Raw genomic sequence first — 17,932 nt, forward strand, 5'->3', positions numbered from 1 at the left:
ACGTTCGTAGTTGTAGAGCATTGATGTGCGCAGTGTAAAAAAGATTAGGCAGTGCTTTTCACTATATAACTGCCTATATTTGGCGAGAATTCTCGGCAAAAACCCTTTTCACGGAGGCGCATCCCCTATGCGTACCAACACTCAGACCAAACGTGAGCTGGACAAGATCGACCGCAACATCCTGCGGATCCTGCAAGCGGACGGGCGCATTTCCTTCACCGAACTTGGGGAAAAGGTCGGGCTCTCGACCACGCCGTGTACCGAGCGGGTCCGGCGGCTGGAGCGCGAAGGAATCATCATGGGCTACAACGCCCGGCTCAATCCGCAGCATCTCAAGGGTAGTCTCCTGGTGTTCGTCGAGATCAGCCTCGACTACAAATCCGGCGACACTTTCGAAGAGTTCCGACGTGCGGTGCTGAAGCTTCCGCATGTGCTGGAGTGCCATTTGGTGTCAGGGGATTTCGACTACCTGGTGAAAGCGCGGATTTCCGAGATGGCTTCGTACCGCAAGTTGCTGGGCGATATCCTGCTCAAGCTGCCGCATGTGCGCGAATCCAAGAGCTATATCGTGATGGAAGAGGTGAAGGAGAGTTTGTGCCTGCCGATTCCGGATTGAGACTTTGTGGTGTCTATTCATGCCCCATCGCTAGCAGGCTAGCTCCCACAGTTGATCTTCAGTGGTCAGAAATTCGGTGTACGACACAGAGCCAGTGTGGGAGCTAGCCTGCTAGCGATTACAGGCGACTCGGTCTTCCCTCAGACGAGGACCTGCCGGGTAGAAGCCATGTACTCATGAATCTGCTTCTCCACCCGAGGATGAATCAGCTCGACCGGCCGCCGCCCATTCGGGCACGGCAAGGTCTTGGTGGTACCAAACAACCGGCAGATCAGCGGCCGTTCGTCGTACACCGTGCAGCCGTTGGGCCCAAGGTGCACGCAATTGAGCTCATCCATCGCCGCATCTTGCTCGGCCCGGGTCTTGCGCGGCAGACGGGACATTTCTTCCGGCGAGGTGGTCACCGGTCCACAGCAGTCATGGCAGCCGGGCACGCACTCGAACGAGGGGATCTGCTGGCGCAGCGTGCGGATTTTCTGACTGTTGCAGCTCATCGAAGCGGTAACCAAAAGCGGGATAGACCGGGATTCTGACGCAAAAGCCGCGATCCAGACAGCATCAACCGACCAATGTTGCCCGCGTCGGAAGGTCCGGCTTATGCTCCGTCAAATTTTCCAGACACACGAATCAGGGACGCTCACATGAATGCCCGTGCCCAGCACACCGCCTCTTACTACGCCGCCAGCAGCCTGCCGCAGCCCGATTATCCGGTGCTGCAAGGCGACCTGCAGGCGGACGTGTGCGTGGTCGGCGGCGGGTTTTCCGGACTGAACACGGCGCTCGAAATGGTCGAGCGTGGCTTCAGTGTGGTGCTGCTGGAAGCGCACAAGATCGGCTGGGGCGCCAGCGGACGCAATGGCGGGCAGTTGATTCGTGGCGTCGGCCATGGCCTCGATCAGTTCGCCAGCGTGATCGGTGCAGACGGCGTGCGCCAGATGAAACTCATGGGCCTGGAAGCGGTGGAAATCGTCCGCCAGCGCGTCGAGCGTTTTCAGATCCCTTGCGACCTGACCTGGGGTTACTGCGACCTGGCGAACAAGCCCCGCGACCTCGAGGGGTTCGCCGAAGATGCCGAAGAGCTGCGCGGCCTCGGCTACCGCTACGAAACCCGGCTGTTGCAAGCCAATGAAATGCACACGGTGCTGGGATCGGACCGCTACGTCGGCGGCCTGATCGACATGGGTTCGGGCCATCTTCACCCGCTTAATCTGGCGCTGGGCGAAGCGGCCGCCGCGCAGCAGCTCGGCGCGCAGCTGTTCGAACACTCGGCGGTGACCCGCATCGATTACGGCCCCGAGGTCAAAGTCCATACCGCCCAAGGATCGGTTCGCGCCAAGACGCTGGTGCTGGGCTGCAACGCGTACCTCAACGAACTCAACCCCGAACTCAGCGGCAAAGTGCTGCCCGCCGGCAGCTATATCATTGCCACCGAGCCATTGAGTGAAGAATTGGCGCACTCACTGCTGCCGCAGAACATGGCGGTCTGCGATCAACGGGTGGCCCTGGATTACTACCGCCTCTCGGCAGATCGACGCTTGCTGTTCGGCGGCGCCTGCCACTATTCAGGCCACGATCCGAAGGACATCGGCGCGTACATGAGGCCGAAGATGCTGGAGGTTTTCCCGCAACTGGGCGGGGTGAAGATTGACTATCAATGGGGCGGGATGATCGGCATCGGCGCCAACCGACTGCCGCAGATCGGCCGGCTGAAGGACCAGCCGAATGTGTATTACGCCCAGGCTTACTCTGGCCATGGGGTGAATGCCACGCATTTGGCGGGCAAGTTGCTGGCCGAGGCGATCAGCGGGCAGCAGGGTGGCGGGTTTGATCTGTTTGCCCAGGTGCCGCATATCACCTTCCCCGGGGGCAAGCATTTGCGCTCGCCATTGTTGGCGCTGGGGATGTTGTGGCATCGGCTGAAAGAACTGGTCTGAAAAATTTTCAGCGCCTGTTGATCGTTCCCACGCTCCGCGTGGGAATGCATCCAGTGACGCTCTGCGTCACAGCGGACGCAGAGCGTCCGGGGCGGCATTCCCACGCAGAGCGTGGGAACGATCAAGGAGTGTACAAGACTCAGATCCGCCAGAAAGGCTTAAGCCCCTCCTCCCGCGCCTGTTCCCGACTCAGCCCGACATCCTTGAGCTGCTGCGGCGTCAGTTCCAGCAACGCCTTGCGCGTGTGCAGACGATGCCAGAACAGGCCCCAGCGACTCAGGCCGGCCGGTGCGTTGCGCATGACCGCCTCGCGTGCGCCGTTGATTTGCCCTGCCGCCAGTTCCTGACTGTGTATCGTCAGCCGCACATCGCTCAAGCCGTTCATTTTGATTGCTCCTGTTTACTTGGGTAGCCAGAGCTTTCATGATGCGCGGACGGCGAAAAGCGTTACAGATTCAAAGTATCTGTATTAATTCCATACAGATTTTCCACTTTAGCGTCTGAATCCTATAATTTCGCCCCATCTGTACTGGTTAACCGAATCACCCACCCCGAGACTGCGCCATGACCCTTTACGTCAACCTCGCCGAACTGCTCGGCACGCGTATCGAACAGGGCTTCTATCGCCCCGGTGACCGGCTGCCGTCGGTGCGGGCGTTGAGTGTCGAGCACGGGGTCAGCCTGAGCACGGTGCAGCAGGCCTATCGCGTGCTCGAAGACAGCGGGCTGGCAACACCAAAACCCAAGTCCGGCTACTTCGTACCGGTGGGTCGCGAACTGCCGGAGCTGCCGGCCATAGGCCGCCCGGCCCAGCGTCCAGTGGATATTTCGCAGTGGGATCAGGTGCTCGAATTGATTCGCGCGGTCCCGCGCAAGGACGTCGTGCAACTCGGGCGCGGCATGCCGGACATCACCACGCCGACCATGAAACCGTTGCTGCGCAATCTGGCGCGGATCAGCCGCCGGCAGGACATGCCCGGCCTGTATTACGACAACATCTACGGCACCCTCGAACTGCGCGAACAGATCGCCCGCCTGATGCTCGATTCCGGCTGCCAGTTGACGGCCCATGACCTGGTGGTGACCACGGGTTGCCACGAAGCGCTGTCCACCAGCATTCGCGCCATCTGCGAGCCGGGCGACATTGTGGCGGTGGACTCGCCGAGCTTTCACGGCGCCATGCAGACCCTCAAGGGCCTGGGCATGAAAGCCCTGGAAATCCCCACCGACCCGATCACCGGGATCAGCCTCGATGCCCTCGAACTGGCCCTGGAGCAGTGGCCGATCAAGGCCATACAGTTGACGCCCAACTGCAATAACCCGCTGGGCTACATCATGCCGGAGTCGCGCAAACGCGCGTTGTTGCTGCTCGCACAGCGTTTCGACGTGGCGATTATCGAAGACGATGTGTATGGCGAGCTTTCCTACAGCTACCCGCGCCCGCGCACGATCAAATCCTTCGACGAAGACGGGCGCGTACTGCTGTGCAGTTCCTTTTCCAAGACCTTGGCGCCCGGCCTGCGCATTGGCTGGGTCGCGCCGGGCCGCTATCTGGAACGGGTGCTGCACATGAAATACATCAGCACCGGTTCCACGGCGCCACAACCGCAGATTGCGATTGCCGAATTTCTCAAGGCCGGGCATTTCGAACCGCATTTGCGGCGGATGCGCACGCAATACCAGCGCAGTCGCGACCTGATGATCGACTGGGTGACACGCTACTTCCCCGCCGGCACCCGCGCCAGTCGCCCACAAGGCAGCTTCATGTTGTGGGTTGAACTGCCGGACGGCTTCGACACCCTGAAACTGAATCGCGCCCTGCACGATCAGGGCGTACAGATTGCCGTCGGCAGCATCTTTTCCGCCTCGGGCAAGTACCGCAACTGCCTGCGGATGAACTACGCTGCCAAGCCAACACCGCTGATCGAAGAGGCGGTGCGCAAGGTCGGTGCCGCGGCGATCAAACTGCTGGCGGAATCGGAATACGTCACTGACTGACCTTTCTCAGGAATCCAGCGTCCATATGCCGACATTTGCCGCCAATCGGAACGATCCCACGTGAGAGTCAGACAGCCCCTGCTCGCTCTTCTGCTACTCGCCTCGTTCCTGGGCGGTTGCGCCAGCTTCGATGTTCCGCGCGAACCGAGCCAGGCCTTGCCCGCCAGCGATTCGGCCTTCGGTCGTTCAATCCAGGCTCAGGCCGCACCCCATGAGGGCCGGTCCGGTTTTCGCTTGCTGTCCAACAGCAGCGAAGCCTTCATGGCCCGCGCCGAGCTGATCCGCAACGCCCAAAGCAGCCTCGACTTGCAGTACTACATCGTGCATGACGGCATCAGTACGCGAATGCTGGTGGACGAATTGCTTAAGGCCGCCGACCGCGGCGTGCGGGTAAGAATCCTCCTCGATGACACCACCAGCGACGGTCTGGACTGGATCATCGCGACCCTCGCTGCGCACCCGCAGATCCAGATCCGCCTGTTCAACCCGCTGCACTTGGGCCGCGCCACGGGCGTGACGCGCGCCATGGGCCGCTTGTTCAATCTGTCGCTGCAACACCGGCGCATGCACAACAAGCTGTGGCTGGCAGACAACAGCGCGGCCATCGTCGGCGGCCGTAACCTCGGGGACGAATACTTCGATGCCGAGCCCAACCTGAATTTCACTGACATCGATATGCTCGGCGTCGGGCCGGTGGCGGAACAGCTTGGTCACAGCTTCGACCAGTACTGGAACAGCGCACTGAGTAAACCGATCGACGAATTCCTGTCGAGCAAACCGACGCAAAAGGACCTGCAGAATACCCGCACGCGCCTGGAAGAATCGCTGGAAGAGACCCGTAAGCAGAATCACGCGCTGTATCAGCAGCTCATGACTTACACCACACACCCACGCATGGACATCTGGCGCCGGGAGCTGATCTGGGCGTGGAACCAGGCGTTGTGGGATGCACCGAGCAAGGTCCTGTCAGACGGCGAGCCTGACCCGCATTTGCTGCTGACCACGCAACTGGCGCCTGAGCTCACGGGCGTCAGCAAGGAGCTGATCATGATCTCGGCTTACTTCGTACCGGGGCAGCCCGGGCTGGTGTATCTCACTGGACGGGCCGATGCCGGGGTGTCGGTGCACTTGTTGACCAACTCGCTGGAAGCCACGGACGTGCCGGCCGTGCACGGCGGTTATGCGCCCTATCGCCGGGCGCTGCTGGAACACGGCGTGAAGTTGTACGAACTGCGCCGCCAGCCGGGCGAAGGAGGCGGCAGCGGGCCCCATATTTTCTACAGCAAGTCTTACCGGGGTTCCGATTCCAGCCTGCACAGCAAGGCGATGATCTTCGACCAGCAGAAATCCTTCATCGGCTCGTTCAACTTCGACCCGCGCTCGGTGCTGTGGAACACCGAAGTCGGGGTGCTGGTGGACAGCCCCGAACTCGCTGCACACGTGCGCAAAGCGGCCATGGAGGGTATGGCGCCGCCCTTGAGTTATCAGGTGAAACTGGAAAATGACCGGGTCGTCTGGGAGACGGAAGACGACGGCAAAATGCACACGTTAACCAAGGAACCGGGGAGCTTGTGGCGCCGGTTCAATGCGTGGATGAGCACCGCCGTGGGCCTGGAACGGATGCTCTGATAGACAATAAAAAACCCTGTGGGAGCGGGCTTGCTCGCGAAAGCGGTGGATCATCCAACAATGATGTCGACTGACCCACCGCTTTCGCGATGTAGAAACGGATACATCCTTTACAATCGAGACCGGGGACATCCTTTACGTTTTTGTGAGTTTGAAAGGCGGTTTTCACCGCTTTTCAAACGACCTAAAAGGTAATCGCACAAATACACTTCCCAGACTTCATCTTCCACCTCCTTCAGCCCCAGTGCCTCACCCACCAGCGATTCGCTGACAAATACCATTCTGCCTTTCCACTTCATTGAGCCGTTTTGCCGGACTTTCCTGACCAGCAACTGTGAAGGGTAATTCACCTCCGGCACATGTCCGTCGTAGAGGCGGCTGGATGGCACGTAAACATCCGCTGGAACCTTCATTGCCAGTGCCTTGTGAGGGCGCTCGTAGTTGTATTCGTGGCGAAACCGTTCAAACGCCAACTGCTGCTGTACCAAGTTATGTTCAGGTGTCTTAAGCAGCGCAGCCTTGAGGGTTCGGTGCATTCGTTCATGGCGGCCATTCTGGTCAGGACGTCCGGGCTGGATACGCTCAGGATAGATGCCCAAGCGTATGAACCAGGCCGCCAAACTGGAGATGCGCGACACGCCGGTCGAGGCAAAGGGTGAGCCGTTATCCGTGCGAATGACATTGGGCAACCCATACTCTCGAAAGGCCCAGTCAAATCCTTCACGCGCCCCAGCCACACTGCTTTGCGCCCGACAAAGCAACAGGAATCGGCTGACATGATCGGAGATCGTCAAGGGAAAGCAGCGCTGACCTGATTGCAGGGCGAAGTCGCCTTTGAAATCCGCCGCCCATGTTTGATTGGGCTCCGTGGCTTCGCGTAACGGAATAGGGCCCGTCGGTGGGCGATTAAGGAATCGTCGCTTTTGCACCAGACCTGCACGCTTGAGCCATTCGCCAGCGGTGCTCAGCGCCGGCCAAGACAGCTCTGCGTGCGCTTTTTTTAGATTGTGAACCAACTTCTCAGGCCCCCAACTCGGATGCTCGCGCTTATAAGCGATCAACAACTCAAGGACATGCTCACTGATTTGATGGGGGCTGTGGTGCGGACGTCTGGACAGCTCTTTGAGCCCGTCGATGCCACATTCAGCATAGCGAGCCAACCACTTGTCCAAAGTGGGCCGGCTGACACCGTAATGCCGTGCCAGCTCACATTTGGAGTAGGCGCCGGACATCCAGTCGCCTACGAGTTTCACTCTCTGATCCATTGGGGACTCTCGATTCCAGGGCATGGTCAGGCACCTCCTGACCGTATTTCATACCTGTAAACGATGTCTCCGGTTTAAAACGTAAAGGATGTCTCCGGTTTCTACCCGAGCAAGCCCGCTCCCACAGGGGGATTTAAGTGACTGGCAGTTTGGAGTCAGGCAGGCTCGGCAACCGTGCCAAACGCGCCTTGGCGCCTCAGCAAAATCACCAATCCAAACGCCCCCGCCGCCATCAGCAACGGCAACGCATGCCCGCTGATCCACTGGCTGCCCGCACCGGCGGCCAGCGGCCCGATCAGACAACCAATGCCCCATAGCTGCGCAATATGCGCGTTGGCCCGCACCAGCGCATCGTCACGATAACGTTCGCCGATCAGGATCAGCGACAAGGTGAACAATCCTCCGGCACTGGCGCCAAACAGCACCCACAACGGCCAGATCAGCAACGTGTCGATGAGCAACGGAATCGCCAGGCTCGAGAGCATCAGCACCACAGCGCAACCGGTAAACAACGTGCGTCGCGACAGACGATCCGCCAGTGCGCCAATCGGCAGTTGCAGCAAGGCATCACCCACCACCACGGTGCTGACCATCGCCAGCGCGATGTCGGTGGTGAAGCCCTGACGCAGGCAGTAAACCGGCAACAAGGTCAGAATCATCGCTTCGAACGCGGCGAACAGCGCCACTCCCCAGGCAATCGCCGGCAGGCCTCGGCAGAAGCCCCACAAGTCGCTGAAGGTCACGCTGCAGGCTTCGCTGGTCGGTGCGCCGCTACGGCCCAGCAACAGAAACGGCGCCGCCGTGAGCAATACGACGCCGACCCAGAATCCGTAATCGTGTTCGGTGCCCAGAACGCCCAGCAGCAACGGCCCGGCGAGCTGACTCAGTGCATAGCTGCTGCCATATAGCGCCACCAACCGCCCGCGCCATTGTTCGACCACGAGCTGGTTGATCCAGCTTTCACCGAGGATGAAGACCAGGGTCAGGATCACTCCGATCATCAGCCGCAACACTAGCCAGACCGGATAACTCGGCAACAGCGCCAGCAAGCCGATGGATACAGCCCCAGCCCACAAGCACAGGCGCATCAGATTGGCTGTGCCAAGCCGCGAGGCCAGATGGCTCGAGATCTTCGCCCCCAGCAATACGCCAATTGCTGGCATGGCGGCCATTACGCCGATGGCAAACGAACCGTAACCCCAGCCTTCCAGGCGAAACGACACCAGCGGCATGCTGACACCCAGGGCCAGGCCGACACTCAAGACAGACGCCAACACGGCGAAATAAGTCGCCCACCGCATGTTCCACGCTCCTGTGGATATTATTTTTCACAGACGACACAAAACAAATGTGGGAGCGAGCTTGCTCGCGAAGAGGTCATCACATCCAACATCGTCGTTGGCTGTTACGGCGCCTTCGCGAGCAAGCCCGCTCCCACAGGGGATCTTCGTTGCGTGGTGCTTACAACTTGATCCAGGTCGCCTTCAGCTCGGTGTACTTGTCGAACGCGTGCAGTGACTTGTCGCGGCCGTTGCCCGACTGCTTGAAGCCACCGAACGGTGCGGTCATGTCGCCGCCATCGTATTGATTGACCCACACGCTACCGGCGCGCAGCGCTTTGGCGGTCAGGTGAGCCTTGGAGATGTCCTTGGTCCACACCGCAGCGGCCAGGCCGTAAGGCGTGTCGTTGGCAATCGCAACGGCCTCTTCGGCGGTGTCGAAAGTGATGACCGACAGCACCGGGCCAAAGATCTCTTCCTGGGCGATTTTCATCGCATTGGTCACGCCGTCGAAAATCGTCGGCTCAACGTAGGTGCCACCGGATTCCTGCAACGTACGCTTGCCGCCAGCCACCAGTTTGGCGCCATCGGTATGGCCGGATTCGATGTAGGACAGCACGGTGTTCATCTGCTGGGTGTCCACCAGCGCGCCGACGTTGGTCGCCGGGTCCAGCGGGTTGCCCGGTTTCCAGGTCTTCAGCGCTTCGATCACCAACGGCAGGAAAGTGTCCTTGATCGAACGCTCGACCAACAGACGCGAACCGGCGGTGCAGACTTCGCCCTGGTTGAAGGCGATGGCACCGGCCGCCGCTTCGGCGGCGGCTTGAAGGTCCGGGGCATCGGCGAACACGATGTTCGGGCTCTTGCCGCCGGCTTCCAGCCAGACGCGCTTCATGTTCGATTCGCCGGAGTAGATCAGCAATTGCTTGGCGATCTTGGTCGAACCGGTGAACACCAGGGTGTCCACGTCGTTGTGCAGGGCCAGGGCCTTGCCGACGGTGTGACCGTAACCCGGCAACACGTTGAGCACGCCTTTCGGAATGCCGGCTTCAACGGCCAGCGCGGCGATGCGAATAGCCGTCAGCGGCGATTTTTCCGACGGCTTGAGGATCACCGAGTTACCGGTGGACAGCGCCGGGCCGAGTTTCCAGCAGGCCATCATCAACGGGAAGTTCCACGGCACGATCGCGCCGACAACGCCGACTGGCTCGCGGGTCACCAGACCCAGCTGGTCATGGGGGGTCGCGGCGACTTCGTCGTAGATCTTGTCGATGGCTTCTCCGCTCCAGCTCAAGGCTTGCGCCGCGCCGGGAACGTCGATGTACAGGGAATCGCTGATCGGCTTGCCCATGTCCAGGGTTTCAAGCAGGGCCAGCTCTTCGGCGTGCTGTTTCAGCAGGCCGGCGAAACGGATCATGGTGGCTTTGCGTTTGGTCGGCGCCAGGCGCGACCAGACACCGGAATTGAACGTGGCGCGAGCGTTTTCAACGGCACGTTGGGCGTCGGCGGCGTCACAGCTGGCAATCTTGCCCAGCAGACGGCCATCGACCGGGCTGATGCACTCGAAGGTCTCGGCGGAGACGGCATCGGTGTATTCGCCATTGATGTACGCACGGCCTTCGATCTTCAGATCGCGAGCCCGCTGTTCCCAATCGGCACGAGTCAGGGTGGTCATTCGAGTGTCCTCCTCTTGTTGAATACGAGCGCCCTGCGATCTTCGCGGGCGCTGTCAGGAATTCTGCCCCGCCAGCCTGATTTTTCGGCCCAAGGCAACCGCCACCCTAAACCAGCCGCCCCTCATGTTTCAATATATTTGACATAAGGCCGGCAAACGGCCTTGCGATGTTCATTTTAATAAACATAGACTTTGGGTCTTTCCAGCCATCGCGCCGCAAACACGGGGACTTACAACAATGAATATCCAGGATGTCGTCGACTTCAGCCTCGCCACTACCGAGCCCGAGCGCTACAAACCGGACCAGGCGAAAATCCTGAAGGGCGATCCCGAGCAAGTGGTCTACAACCACTACAACAGCCCTTGCGGCCAGTTGAATGCGGGCGTGTGGGAAGGCGCTGTTGGCCAGTGGCATGTGAACTTCACCGAGCATGAGTACTGCGAAATCATTCAGGGCGTTTCAGTGCTGCGTGACAACGAAGGCAACGGCAAGACCTTGCGCGCCGGAGATCGCTTCGTGATTCCGGCCGGGTTCCGCGGCACTTGGGAAGTGCTGGAGACTTGCCGCAAGATCTATGTGGCGTTTGAACAGAAGGCTTGAGGACTTTTTGTTGTCTGGGCCGACGCTTTCGCGAGCAAGCCCGCTCCCACATTAGACCGCGATCCAATGTGGGAGCGGGCTTGCTCCGGGCGGCGTTCCGACGAAGGGGCACTAACAGGCAACGCATAAACCGCAGGCAACAAAAAAGGCCCGTATCTCGCGATACGGGCCTTTTTCGTAAGAGGGAAAAATCAATTACTTGATTTTGCCTTCTTTGTAGATCACGTGCTTGCGAACAACCGGATCAAATTTCTTGATTTCGATTTTGTCCGGAGTAGTACGCTTGTTCTTGTCGGTAGTGTAGAAGTGACCAGTACCGGCGCTCGAAATCAAACGAATCAATTCACGCATGATTAGCTCCCTTAGATCTTGCCGGCTTTGCGGATTTCGGCCAGCACGACAGTGATGCCACGCTTGTCGATGATACGCATGCCTTTGGCAGATACGCGCAGACGCACGAAACGTTTCTCTTCTTCAACCCAGAAGCGGTGATGCTGCAGGTTCGGCAGGAAACGACGACGGGTTTTGTTGTTTGCGTGGGAAATGTTATTCCCAGTCACCGGACCCTTACCGGTAACTTGACATACTCTCGACATGCCTCAGCCCTCTAAAACCACATGCCCAACCCGGCATGGGTTGGCCGCTTAATCTCTCAGTCATTTGGCGCCAGGCGCCGCGTTTCTTTAGAGGTCTTACCGGCTACACCTACAGTGAAGGAACCGGGCCCCTAGAAAAGAGCGCTGCTTTATACCAGAAAGACTGAAGAGCAACAACATTCCGTGTGCGCGGACTTGATAAATTCCCCGTTTTTCCGGCGCCAAGCGCCTTGGATAAAGGCTGTCGTCGATTAAGACCGCTCGTCGCAGAGAATCGGCCAACCGACCGATTCCGGGTTTTCCTCGGCCCGCCTCACCGAAAACAAGCGCACATAGTCCCCTGAAAATGAAAAAGGGGATAGTCATTTGCAAAAGAGCCCACTAGGGTAGGCCTTTTCCAGACTGCACTTGCAGATGGGCCTTCGATCTGTAAAGGAATCCGACCATGCGCCTCGCTGCCCTACCGCTGCTGCTCGCCCCTCTTCTGCTGAGCCCATTGGCCCATGCCGCCGCGCTGAGCGTCTGCACCGAGGCCAGCCCGGAAGGGTTCGACGTGGTGCAATACAACTCGCTGACCACCACCAATGCCTCGGCCGACGTGTTGATGAACCGTCTGGTGGACTTCGATACGGCCAGCGGCAAAGTGGTCGCCAGCCTTGCGGACAGCTGGGAAGTCACGCCCGATGGCCTGACGTATGTGTTCAAGTTGCACCCGCAGGTGAAATTCCACCGCACCGAATATTTCAGCCCGACGCGTGAGCTGACCGCCGAAGACGTGAAATTCAGCTTCGACCGCATGCTTGACCCTGCGAACCCTTGGCACAAAGTCGCCCAGAGCGGCTTCCCGCATGCCCAGTCGATGCAGCTGCCGGCGCTGATCAAGAAGATTGACGCACTGGACCCGCTGACCGTGCGTTTCACCCTCGATCACCCGGACTCGACCTTCCTCGCGACCCTGAGCATGGGCTTCGCCTCGATCTATTCCGCCGAATACGCCGACAAGCTGCTGAAGGCCGGCACGCCCGAGAAGCTCAACAGTCAGCCAATCGGCAGCGGCCCGTTCATCTTCACGCGCTTCCAGAAAGATGCCTCGATCCGCTACAAGGCCAACCCGGATTACTTCCGTGGCAAGCCATCGGTGGACCCGCTGATCTTCGCCATCACGCCGGATGCCAACGTGCGATTGCAGAAACTGCGTCGCAACGAGTGCCAGATCGCCCTGTCGCCAAAACCACTGGACGTACAGGCAGCGCTGAAAGAACTGACCCTGAAAGTCGAAAAGACTGACGCCTTCATGACTGCGTTCGTCGGCATCAACAGCCAGCATCCGCCGCTGGACAAACCTGAAGTGCGCCAGGCGATCAACCTCGCGTTCGACAAGGCCAGCTACGTCAAAGCCGTGTTCGAAGACACCGCCGAACCTGCCAACGGCCCATACCCGCCGAACACCTGGAGCTATGCCAAAGGCCTGCCGGGTTATCCGCATGACGTCGAGAAGGCCAAGGCCTTGATGGCGAAGGCCGGGCTGAAGGACGGTTTCCAGACCACTATCTGGACCCGACCTTCCGGCAGTCTGCTGAACCCGAACCCGAGCCTCAGTGCGCAAATGCTGCAATCGGACCTCGCGGAAATCGGCATCCAGGCCGAAATCCGGGTGATCGAATGGGGCGAATTGATTCGCCGCGCCAAGGCCGGTGAGCACGACTTGCTGTTCATGGGCTGGGCCGGCGACAACGGCGACCCGGACAACTTCCTCACGCCGCAGTTTTCCTGCGCCGCGGTCAAGTCCGGCACCAACTTCGCCCGTTACTGCAACCAGGACCTGGACAAGCTGATCAGCGCCGGCAAGACCACCGGCGAGCAAGGGGTGCGTACGAAGCTCTACGAACAGGCCCAGGCGCAGATTCAACAGCAAGCGCTGTGGCTGCCGCTGGCGCACCCGACTGCCTTCGCGCTGACGCGCAAGGATGTTGAGGGTTACTCGGTCAGCCCGTTCGGCCGCCAGGACTACTCCAAGGTCAACATCAAATAACACCGCAAACCTTTGTAGGAGCCGGCTTGCTGGCGATGGCATCACCGCGGTTAATCAGCCACACCGCGTCGCCTGGATCGCCAGCAAGCCGGCTCCTACAGAGTCCGCGTCTATCCCCTCACATCCACCCATACTCCGCCATCGACAGCGGATCACCGTCGCCGATGATGAAATGGTCGAGCACCCGCACATCAATCAGCTCCAGCGCCTCTTGCAGACGCTTGGTCAGCAGCCGATCGGCCTGACTGGGATCGGGATTGCCCGACGGGTGGTTATGGCAGAGGATCAATGCAGCGGCATTGTGGGCCAATGCGCGCTTGACCACCTGTCGCGGGTACACGCTGGTGTTGTCGATGGAGCCGCGAAACAGCACCTCAAACGCCAGCACCCGGTGTTTGGAATCCAGAAACAGGCAGCCGAAGACCTCATGCGGCTCGTGACGCAGCATCGACTTGAGATAGTCACGCACCGCCAGCGGGCTCTCCATCACCGAATCACGCCGCAACCGTTCTGCCAGATGTCGGCGAGCCATTTCCAGCACCGCCTGCAACTGCGCGAACTTTGCCGGCCCAAGCCCGAGTTCACCACTGAAGGTCCGAAGGTCGGCCTCCAGCAACGTGCGCAGGCTGCCAAACTGCTGCAACAGGTGTCGCGCCAGATCCACCGCGCTTTTGCCGGATACGCCGGTTCGTAGAAAGATGGCCAGTAACTCGGCGTCCGAAAGGCTCGCCGAACCCTGCTCCAGTAACTTCTCCCGCGGCCGTTCCGCCGCTGGCCAATCGCGAATACTCATTGCACCTCCCTGGTCTGTGGGCGCCGCTGTTCCATAGCGGTCGCTGTGATATCGTAGCCCATCTTTTTTGCGAGCGATTTCACTCCTGGGGAGGGGGTATCGCCACGCAGTCATCAACGAAATGAAAGGCAGACCTATGCAGCGGCTGTATCGGAAACGCATCGTTCTGGGCGTCGGCGGCGGTATTGCTGCCTACAAGAGCGCCGACCTGGTTCGCCGCCTGATCGACCAGGGCGCCGAAGTGCGCGTGGTCATGACCCGTGGTGGCAGCGAGTTCATCACCCCGTTGACCATGCAGGCCTTGTCCGGCCACCCGGTTCATCTCGACCTGCTGGACCCGGCGGCCGAAGCCGCGATGGGCCACATCGAGCTGGCCAAGTGGGCCGACATGGTGCTGATCGCCCCCGCTACGGCGGACCTGATCGCCCGTCTGGCCCAAGGCATTGCCGACGATCTGCTGACCACGCTGGTGCTGGCCACCGACGCCGTGGTTGCCGTTGCCCCGGCGATGAACCAGGCCATGTGGCGCGACCCGGCGACCCAGGCCAACCTGCAAATCCTCGAAAGCCGCGACATCAAAGCCTTTGGCCCGGCGTCCGGCAGCCAGGCCTGCGGTGACGTCGGTCTCGGCCGCATGCTTGAAGCCACCGACCTCGCGCAGTGCGCGGCGGACTGCTTCAAACGTCAGGCATTGACCGGCAAACACGTGCTGATTACCGCCGGCCCGACCCAGGAAAACATCGACCCGGTGCGCTACATCACCAACCACAGCTCCGGGAAAATGGGCTTCGCCCTGGCCGAAGCCGCGGTGGAAGCCGGCGCCCGCGTCACGCTGATCACCGGCCCGGTGCACCTGCCGACGCCGGATCGTGTCACCCGCATCGACGTGGTCAGCGCTCGCGACATGCTCGCCGCCTGTGAAGCCGCGATCCCTTGCGACCTGTTTATCGCCTCGGCAGCGGTCGCGGATTACCGTCCGGAAGTCGTCGCCCCACAGAAACTCAAGAAAGACCCTACGAACGGCGACGGCTTGTTGCTACAAATGGTGCGCAACCCGGACATTCTGGCCACCATCGCCACGCGCCCCGACCGTCCGTTCAGTGTCGGTTTCGCCGCCGAAACCGAACACCTGCTCGACTACGCTGCCCGCAAATTGAAAGACAAAAACCTCGATCTGATCGTCGCCAACGACGTTGCCAACCCGAGTATTGGCTTCAACAGCGAAGAAAACGCATGCAGCGTGATCGACCGCCAGCTACACGCCACACTTTTCGCCCAGACCAGCAAGAGCAAGATTGCTCGCCAGCTGATCACTTTTATCGCCGAACGTCTGAACCAGGTTTAATTTACATGCACGCTTTGCAAGCCAAGATCCTCGACCCCCGCATCGGTACCGAATTCCCGCTGCCGCAGTACGCCACGCCAGGCTCCGCCGGCCTCGACCTGCGCGCCATGCTGGAAAAAGACATTGTGATCAAGCCGGGTGAAACCGTGCTGATCCCGACCGGCCTGTCCGTTTACATTGGCGATCCGGGTCTGGCCGCGCTGATCCTGCCGCGCTCCGGCCTGGGCCATAAGCACGGCATCGTGCTCGGTAATCTGGTCGGTTTGATCGACTCCGATTACCAGGGCCCGCTGATGGTTTCGTGCTGGAACCGTGGCCAGACTGATTTCAACATGGTGGTCGGTGAGCGTCTGGCTCAACTGGTTTTGGTGCCTGTGGTTCAAGCGCATTTCGAGATGGTCGAAGAGTTCGTTGAAACCGAGCGCGGCGCCGGTGGTTTCGGGCATTCCGGCAGCCATTGATCCGATAAAAAACCCTGTGGCGAGGGAGCTTGCTCCCGCTGGGCTGCGAAGCGGCCCCAAGATTTTGTGAGTGCCGCGCACCCAAGCGCAAGCAAGCCTCCTCGTCACAATTCGCACAACGTTCATCTGGAAGGTTTGCCCCCCAAAATCAAGGCATTGACCGGTCATTACCCCGCAAACGCAGGTGGCATGGCCTTTACACACCACGAACTCTCAGTGGAAAACGCCGTCATACCCTTCAGTTTGCGCCTGCTGACGAGTTCTTCGCAGACAGGTACAGCCACCTTCGAGATGGAGCATTTCCAGTAATGAGCACCCCAGCCCAAGTCGCCCCCAAGTTCCCCGACAGCATCTTCCGCGCCTACGACATCCGCGGCACCGTCCCGGAATTCCTGAACGCTGAGACGGCTTACTGGCTCGGTCGCGCTATCGGCGCCCAGAGCCTCGCTCAAAACGAACCGAACGTTTCCGTTGGCCGCGACGGCCGTCTTTCCGGCCCGGAACTCGTTGAACAATTGATCAAAGGCTTGGCCGACAGCGGTTGCCACGTCAGCGACGTCGGCCTTGTGCCAACGCCAGCGCTGTACTACGCCGCCAACGTCCTGGCCGGCAAATCCGGCGTGATGCTCACCGGCAGCCACAACCCGTCGAACTACAACGGCTTCAAGATCGTCATCGCTGGCGACACCTTGGCCAACGAACAGATCCAGGCCCTGCACGAACGCCTCAAGACCAACAACCTGAGCAGCGGCAAGGGCAGCGTCACCCAGGTCGAGATCCTCGATCGCTACAACACCGAAATCGTCCAGGACATCAAACTGGCTCGCCGCCTGAAAGTCGTGGTCGATTGCGGTAACGGTGCCGCCGGCGTGATCGCCCCGCAACTGATCGAAGCCCTGAACTGCGAAGTCATCCCGCTGTTCTGCGATGTCGACGGCAACTTCCCGAACCACCACCCGGACCCGGGCAAGCCTGAAAACCTCGTCGACCTGATCGCCAAGGTCAAGGAAACCGACGCCGACCTCGGCCTGGCCTTCGACGGCGACGGCGACCGCGTCGGCGTGGTGACCAACACCGGCAGCATCGTCTACCCGGACCGCCTGCTGATGCTGTTCGCCCGCGACGTGCTGGCGCGCAACGCTGACGCGGAAATCATCTTCGACGTCAAATGCACCCGTCGCCTGACGCCGCTGATCAAGGAATACGGTGGTCGTCCGCTAATGTGGAAGACCGGTCACTCGTTGATCAAAAAGAAAATGAAACAAACCGGCGCCCTGTTGGCCGGCGAAATGAGCGGGCACATCTTCTTCAAGGAGCGCTGGTTCGGTTTTGATGACGGCATTTACAGCGCTGCGCGTCTGCTGGAGATCCTCAGCAAGGAAAAATCCACCGCGGAAGAGCTGTTTGCGACCTTCCCGAACGATATTTCTACGCCGGAAATCAATATCCATGTGACCGAAGAGAGCAAATTCAGCATCATTGATGCATTGCACGACGCGAAGTGGGGCGAAGGCGCCGACCTGACCACCATTGACGGCGTGCGAGTCGACTACGCCAAAGGCTGGGGCCTGGTGCGCGCGTCCAACACCACACCGGTGCTGGTGCTGCGCTTCGAGGCTGATGACGAGGCGGAATTGCAGCGCATCAAGGACGTTTTCAAAGTCCAGTTGAAGCGTGTTGCACCTGATCTCCAACTACCGTTTTGAT

16 protein-coding genes and 1 pseudogene are annotated in these 17,932 nt (G+C 60.0%); 9 read left to right on the forward strand and 8 right to left on the reverse strand.

Annotated elements, in window-relative coordinates:
• The first annotated feature begins 127 nt into the window (after nucleotides 1–127).
• Nucleotides 128–616, forward strand: a complete 489-nt coding sequence (locus ACA072_RS28340; protein ID WP_010465173.1) for an Lrp/AsnC ligand binding domain-containing protein — start codon at nucleotides 128–130, stop codon at nucleotides 614–616.
• Nucleotides 617–756: 140 nt separating this feature from the next.
• Here the strand turns inward: ACA072_RS28340 and ACA072_RS28345 are convergent, their stop codons facing one another.
• Nucleotides 757–1,110, reverse strand: coding sequence for a YkgJ family cysteine cluster protein (locus ACA072_RS28345; RefSeq protein ID WP_007894729.1), 354 nt, complete (start codon nucleotides 1,108–1,110; stop codon nucleotides 757–759).
• A 147-nt stretch (nucleotides 1,111–1,257) separates the two neighbouring features.
• Between ACA072_RS28345 and ACA072_RS28350 the strand changes: the two genes are divergently transcribed.
• On the forward strand, nucleotides 1,258–2,550 hold the full coding sequence (locus ACA072_RS28350; RefSeq protein ID WP_497622062.1) for an NAD(P)/FAD-dependent oxidoreductase: 1,293 nt from the start codon (nucleotides 1,258–1,260) through the stop codon (nucleotides 2,548–2,550).
• Nucleotides 2,551–2,689: 139 nt separating this feature from the next.
• Here ACA072_RS28350 and ACA072_RS28355 read toward each other — a convergent pair whose 3' ends face one another.
• On the reverse strand, nucleotides 2,690–2,935 hold the full coding sequence (locus ACA072_RS28355; protein WP_497622064.1) for a DUF1127 domain-containing protein: 246 nt from the start codon (nucleotides 2,933–2,935) through the stop codon (nucleotides 2,690–2,692).
• Nucleotides 2,936–3,114: 179 nt separating this feature from the next.
• Between ACA072_RS28355 and ACA072_RS28360 the strand changes: the two genes are divergently transcribed.
• Both ACA072_RS28360 and ACA072_RS28365 read left to right on the forward strand, forming a co-directional pair.
• The gene (locus tag ACA072_RS28360) at nucleotides 3,115–4,548 is read left to right on the forward strand and encodes an aminotransferase-like domain-containing protein (protein ID WP_497622065.1); all 1,434 of its coding nucleotides are present in this window, start codon (nucleotides 3,115–3,117) and stop codon (nucleotides 4,546–4,548) included.
• Nucleotides 4,549–4,608: 60 nt separating this feature from the next.
• The gene (locus ACA072_RS28365; protein WP_497622066.1) at nucleotides 4,609–6,177 is read left to right on the forward strand and encodes a phospholipase D family protein; all 1,569 of its coding nucleotides are present in this window, start codon (nucleotides 4,609–4,611) and stop codon (nucleotides 6,175–6,177) included.
• 110 nt (nucleotides 6,178–6,287) lie between these two features.
• Here ACA072_RS28365 and ACA072_RS28370 read toward each other — a convergent pair whose 3' ends face one another.
• The 3 genes from ACA072_RS28370 to ACA072_RS28380 all read right to left on the reverse strand — a co-directional run bounded on the left by ACA072_RS28370 (nucleotide 6,288) and on the right by ACA072_RS28380 (nucleotide 10,397).
• Entirely contained in the window at nucleotides 6,288–7,466 is a 1,179-nt protein-coding gene (locus ACA072_RS28370; RefSeq protein WP_497621054.1) for an integrase core domain-containing protein, read from the reverse strand.
• Nucleotides 7,467–7,597: 131 nt separating this feature from the next.
• Entirely contained in the window at nucleotides 7,598–8,743 is a 1,146-nt protein-coding gene (locus ACA072_RS28375) for an MFS transporter (RefSeq protein ID WP_497622068.1), read from the reverse strand.
• 160 nt (nucleotides 8,744–8,903) lie between these two features.
• The gene (locus ACA072_RS28380; RefSeq protein ID WP_497622069.1) at nucleotides 8,904–10,397 is read right to left on the reverse strand and encodes an aldehyde dehydrogenase; all 1,494 of its coding nucleotides are present in this window, start codon (nucleotides 10,395–10,397) and stop codon (nucleotides 8,904–8,906) included.
• Nucleotides 10,398–10,635: 238 nt separating this feature from the next.
• On the opposite strand from ACA072_RS28380, the gene ACA072_RS28385 reads away from it, so the two are divergent.
• Nucleotides 10,636–10,998, forward strand: a complete 363-nt coding sequence (locus tag ACA072_RS28385; protein WP_109626712.1) for a cupin domain-containing protein — start codon at nucleotides 10,636–10,638, stop codon at nucleotides 10,996–10,998.
• A 195-nt stretch (nucleotides 10,999–11,193) separates the two neighbouring features.
• Here the strand turns inward: ACA072_RS28385 and rpmG are convergent, their stop codons facing one another.
• A complete protein-coding gene (gene rpmG, locus ACA072_RS28390; protein ID WP_007894709.1) occupies nucleotides 11,194–11,349 on the reverse strand; it encodes a 50S ribosomal protein L33 in 156 nt (51 codons plus the stop codon).
• An 11-nt stretch (nucleotides 11,350–11,360) separates the two neighbouring features.
• Nucleotides 11,361–11,594 (reverse strand): 50S ribosomal protein L28, encoded by a 234-nt coding sequence (rpmB, locus tag ACA072_RS28395; RefSeq protein WP_007894701.1) that lies wholly within the window; start codon nucleotides 11,592–11,594, stop codon nucleotides 11,361–11,363.
• A 445-nt stretch (nucleotides 11,595–12,039) separates the two neighbouring features.
• Here rpmB and ACA072_RS28400 point away from each other — a divergent pair, with 445 nt between their 5' ends.
• Nucleotides 12,040–13,626 carry an ABC transporter substrate-binding protein gene (locus ACA072_RS28400; RefSeq protein ID WP_497622071.1) on the forward strand — a complete coding sequence of 529 codons (1,587 nt, stop codon included), beginning with the start codon at nucleotides 12,040–12,042 and terminating at the stop codon, nucleotides 13,624–13,626.
• Between the two features lie 118 nt (nucleotides 13,627–13,744).
• Here ACA072_RS28400 and radC read toward each other — a convergent pair whose 3' ends face one another.
• Entirely contained in the window at nucleotides 13,745–14,419 is a 675-nt protein-coding gene (gene radC, locus ACA072_RS28405) for a RadC family protein (protein ID WP_497622073.1), read from the reverse strand.
• Between the two features lie 136 nt (nucleotides 14,420–14,555).
• On the opposite strand from radC, the gene coaBC reads away from it, so the two are divergent.
• The 3 genes and pseudogenes from coaBC to ACA072_RS28420 form a co-directional block, all read left to right on the forward strand.
• Complete coding sequence (gene coaBC, locus ACA072_RS28410; protein ID WP_497625051.1) at nucleotides 14,556–15,764, forward strand: bifunctional phosphopantothenoylcysteine decarboxylase/phosphopantothenate--cysteine ligase CoaBC; 1,209 nt, start codon at nucleotides 14,556–14,558, stop codon at nucleotides 15,762–15,764.
• Between the two features lie 5 nt (nucleotides 15,765–15,769).
• Nucleotides 15,770–16,225, forward strand: a complete 456-nt coding sequence (dut, locus tag ACA072_RS28415; RefSeq protein ID WP_109626720.1) for a dUTP diphosphatase — start codon at nucleotides 15,770–15,772, stop codon at nucleotides 16,223–16,225.
• A gap of 302 nt (nucleotides 16,226–16,527) precedes the next feature.
• A pseudogene (locus tag ACA072_RS28420) lies at nucleotides 16,528–17,931 on the forward strand (phosphomannomutase/phosphoglucomutase); the annotation flags it as partial.
• Between the last annotated feature and the right edge of the window lies 1 nt (nucleotide 17,932).

The sequence above is a fragment of the Pseudomonas sp. LBUM1656 genome, from assembly GCF_059716065.1.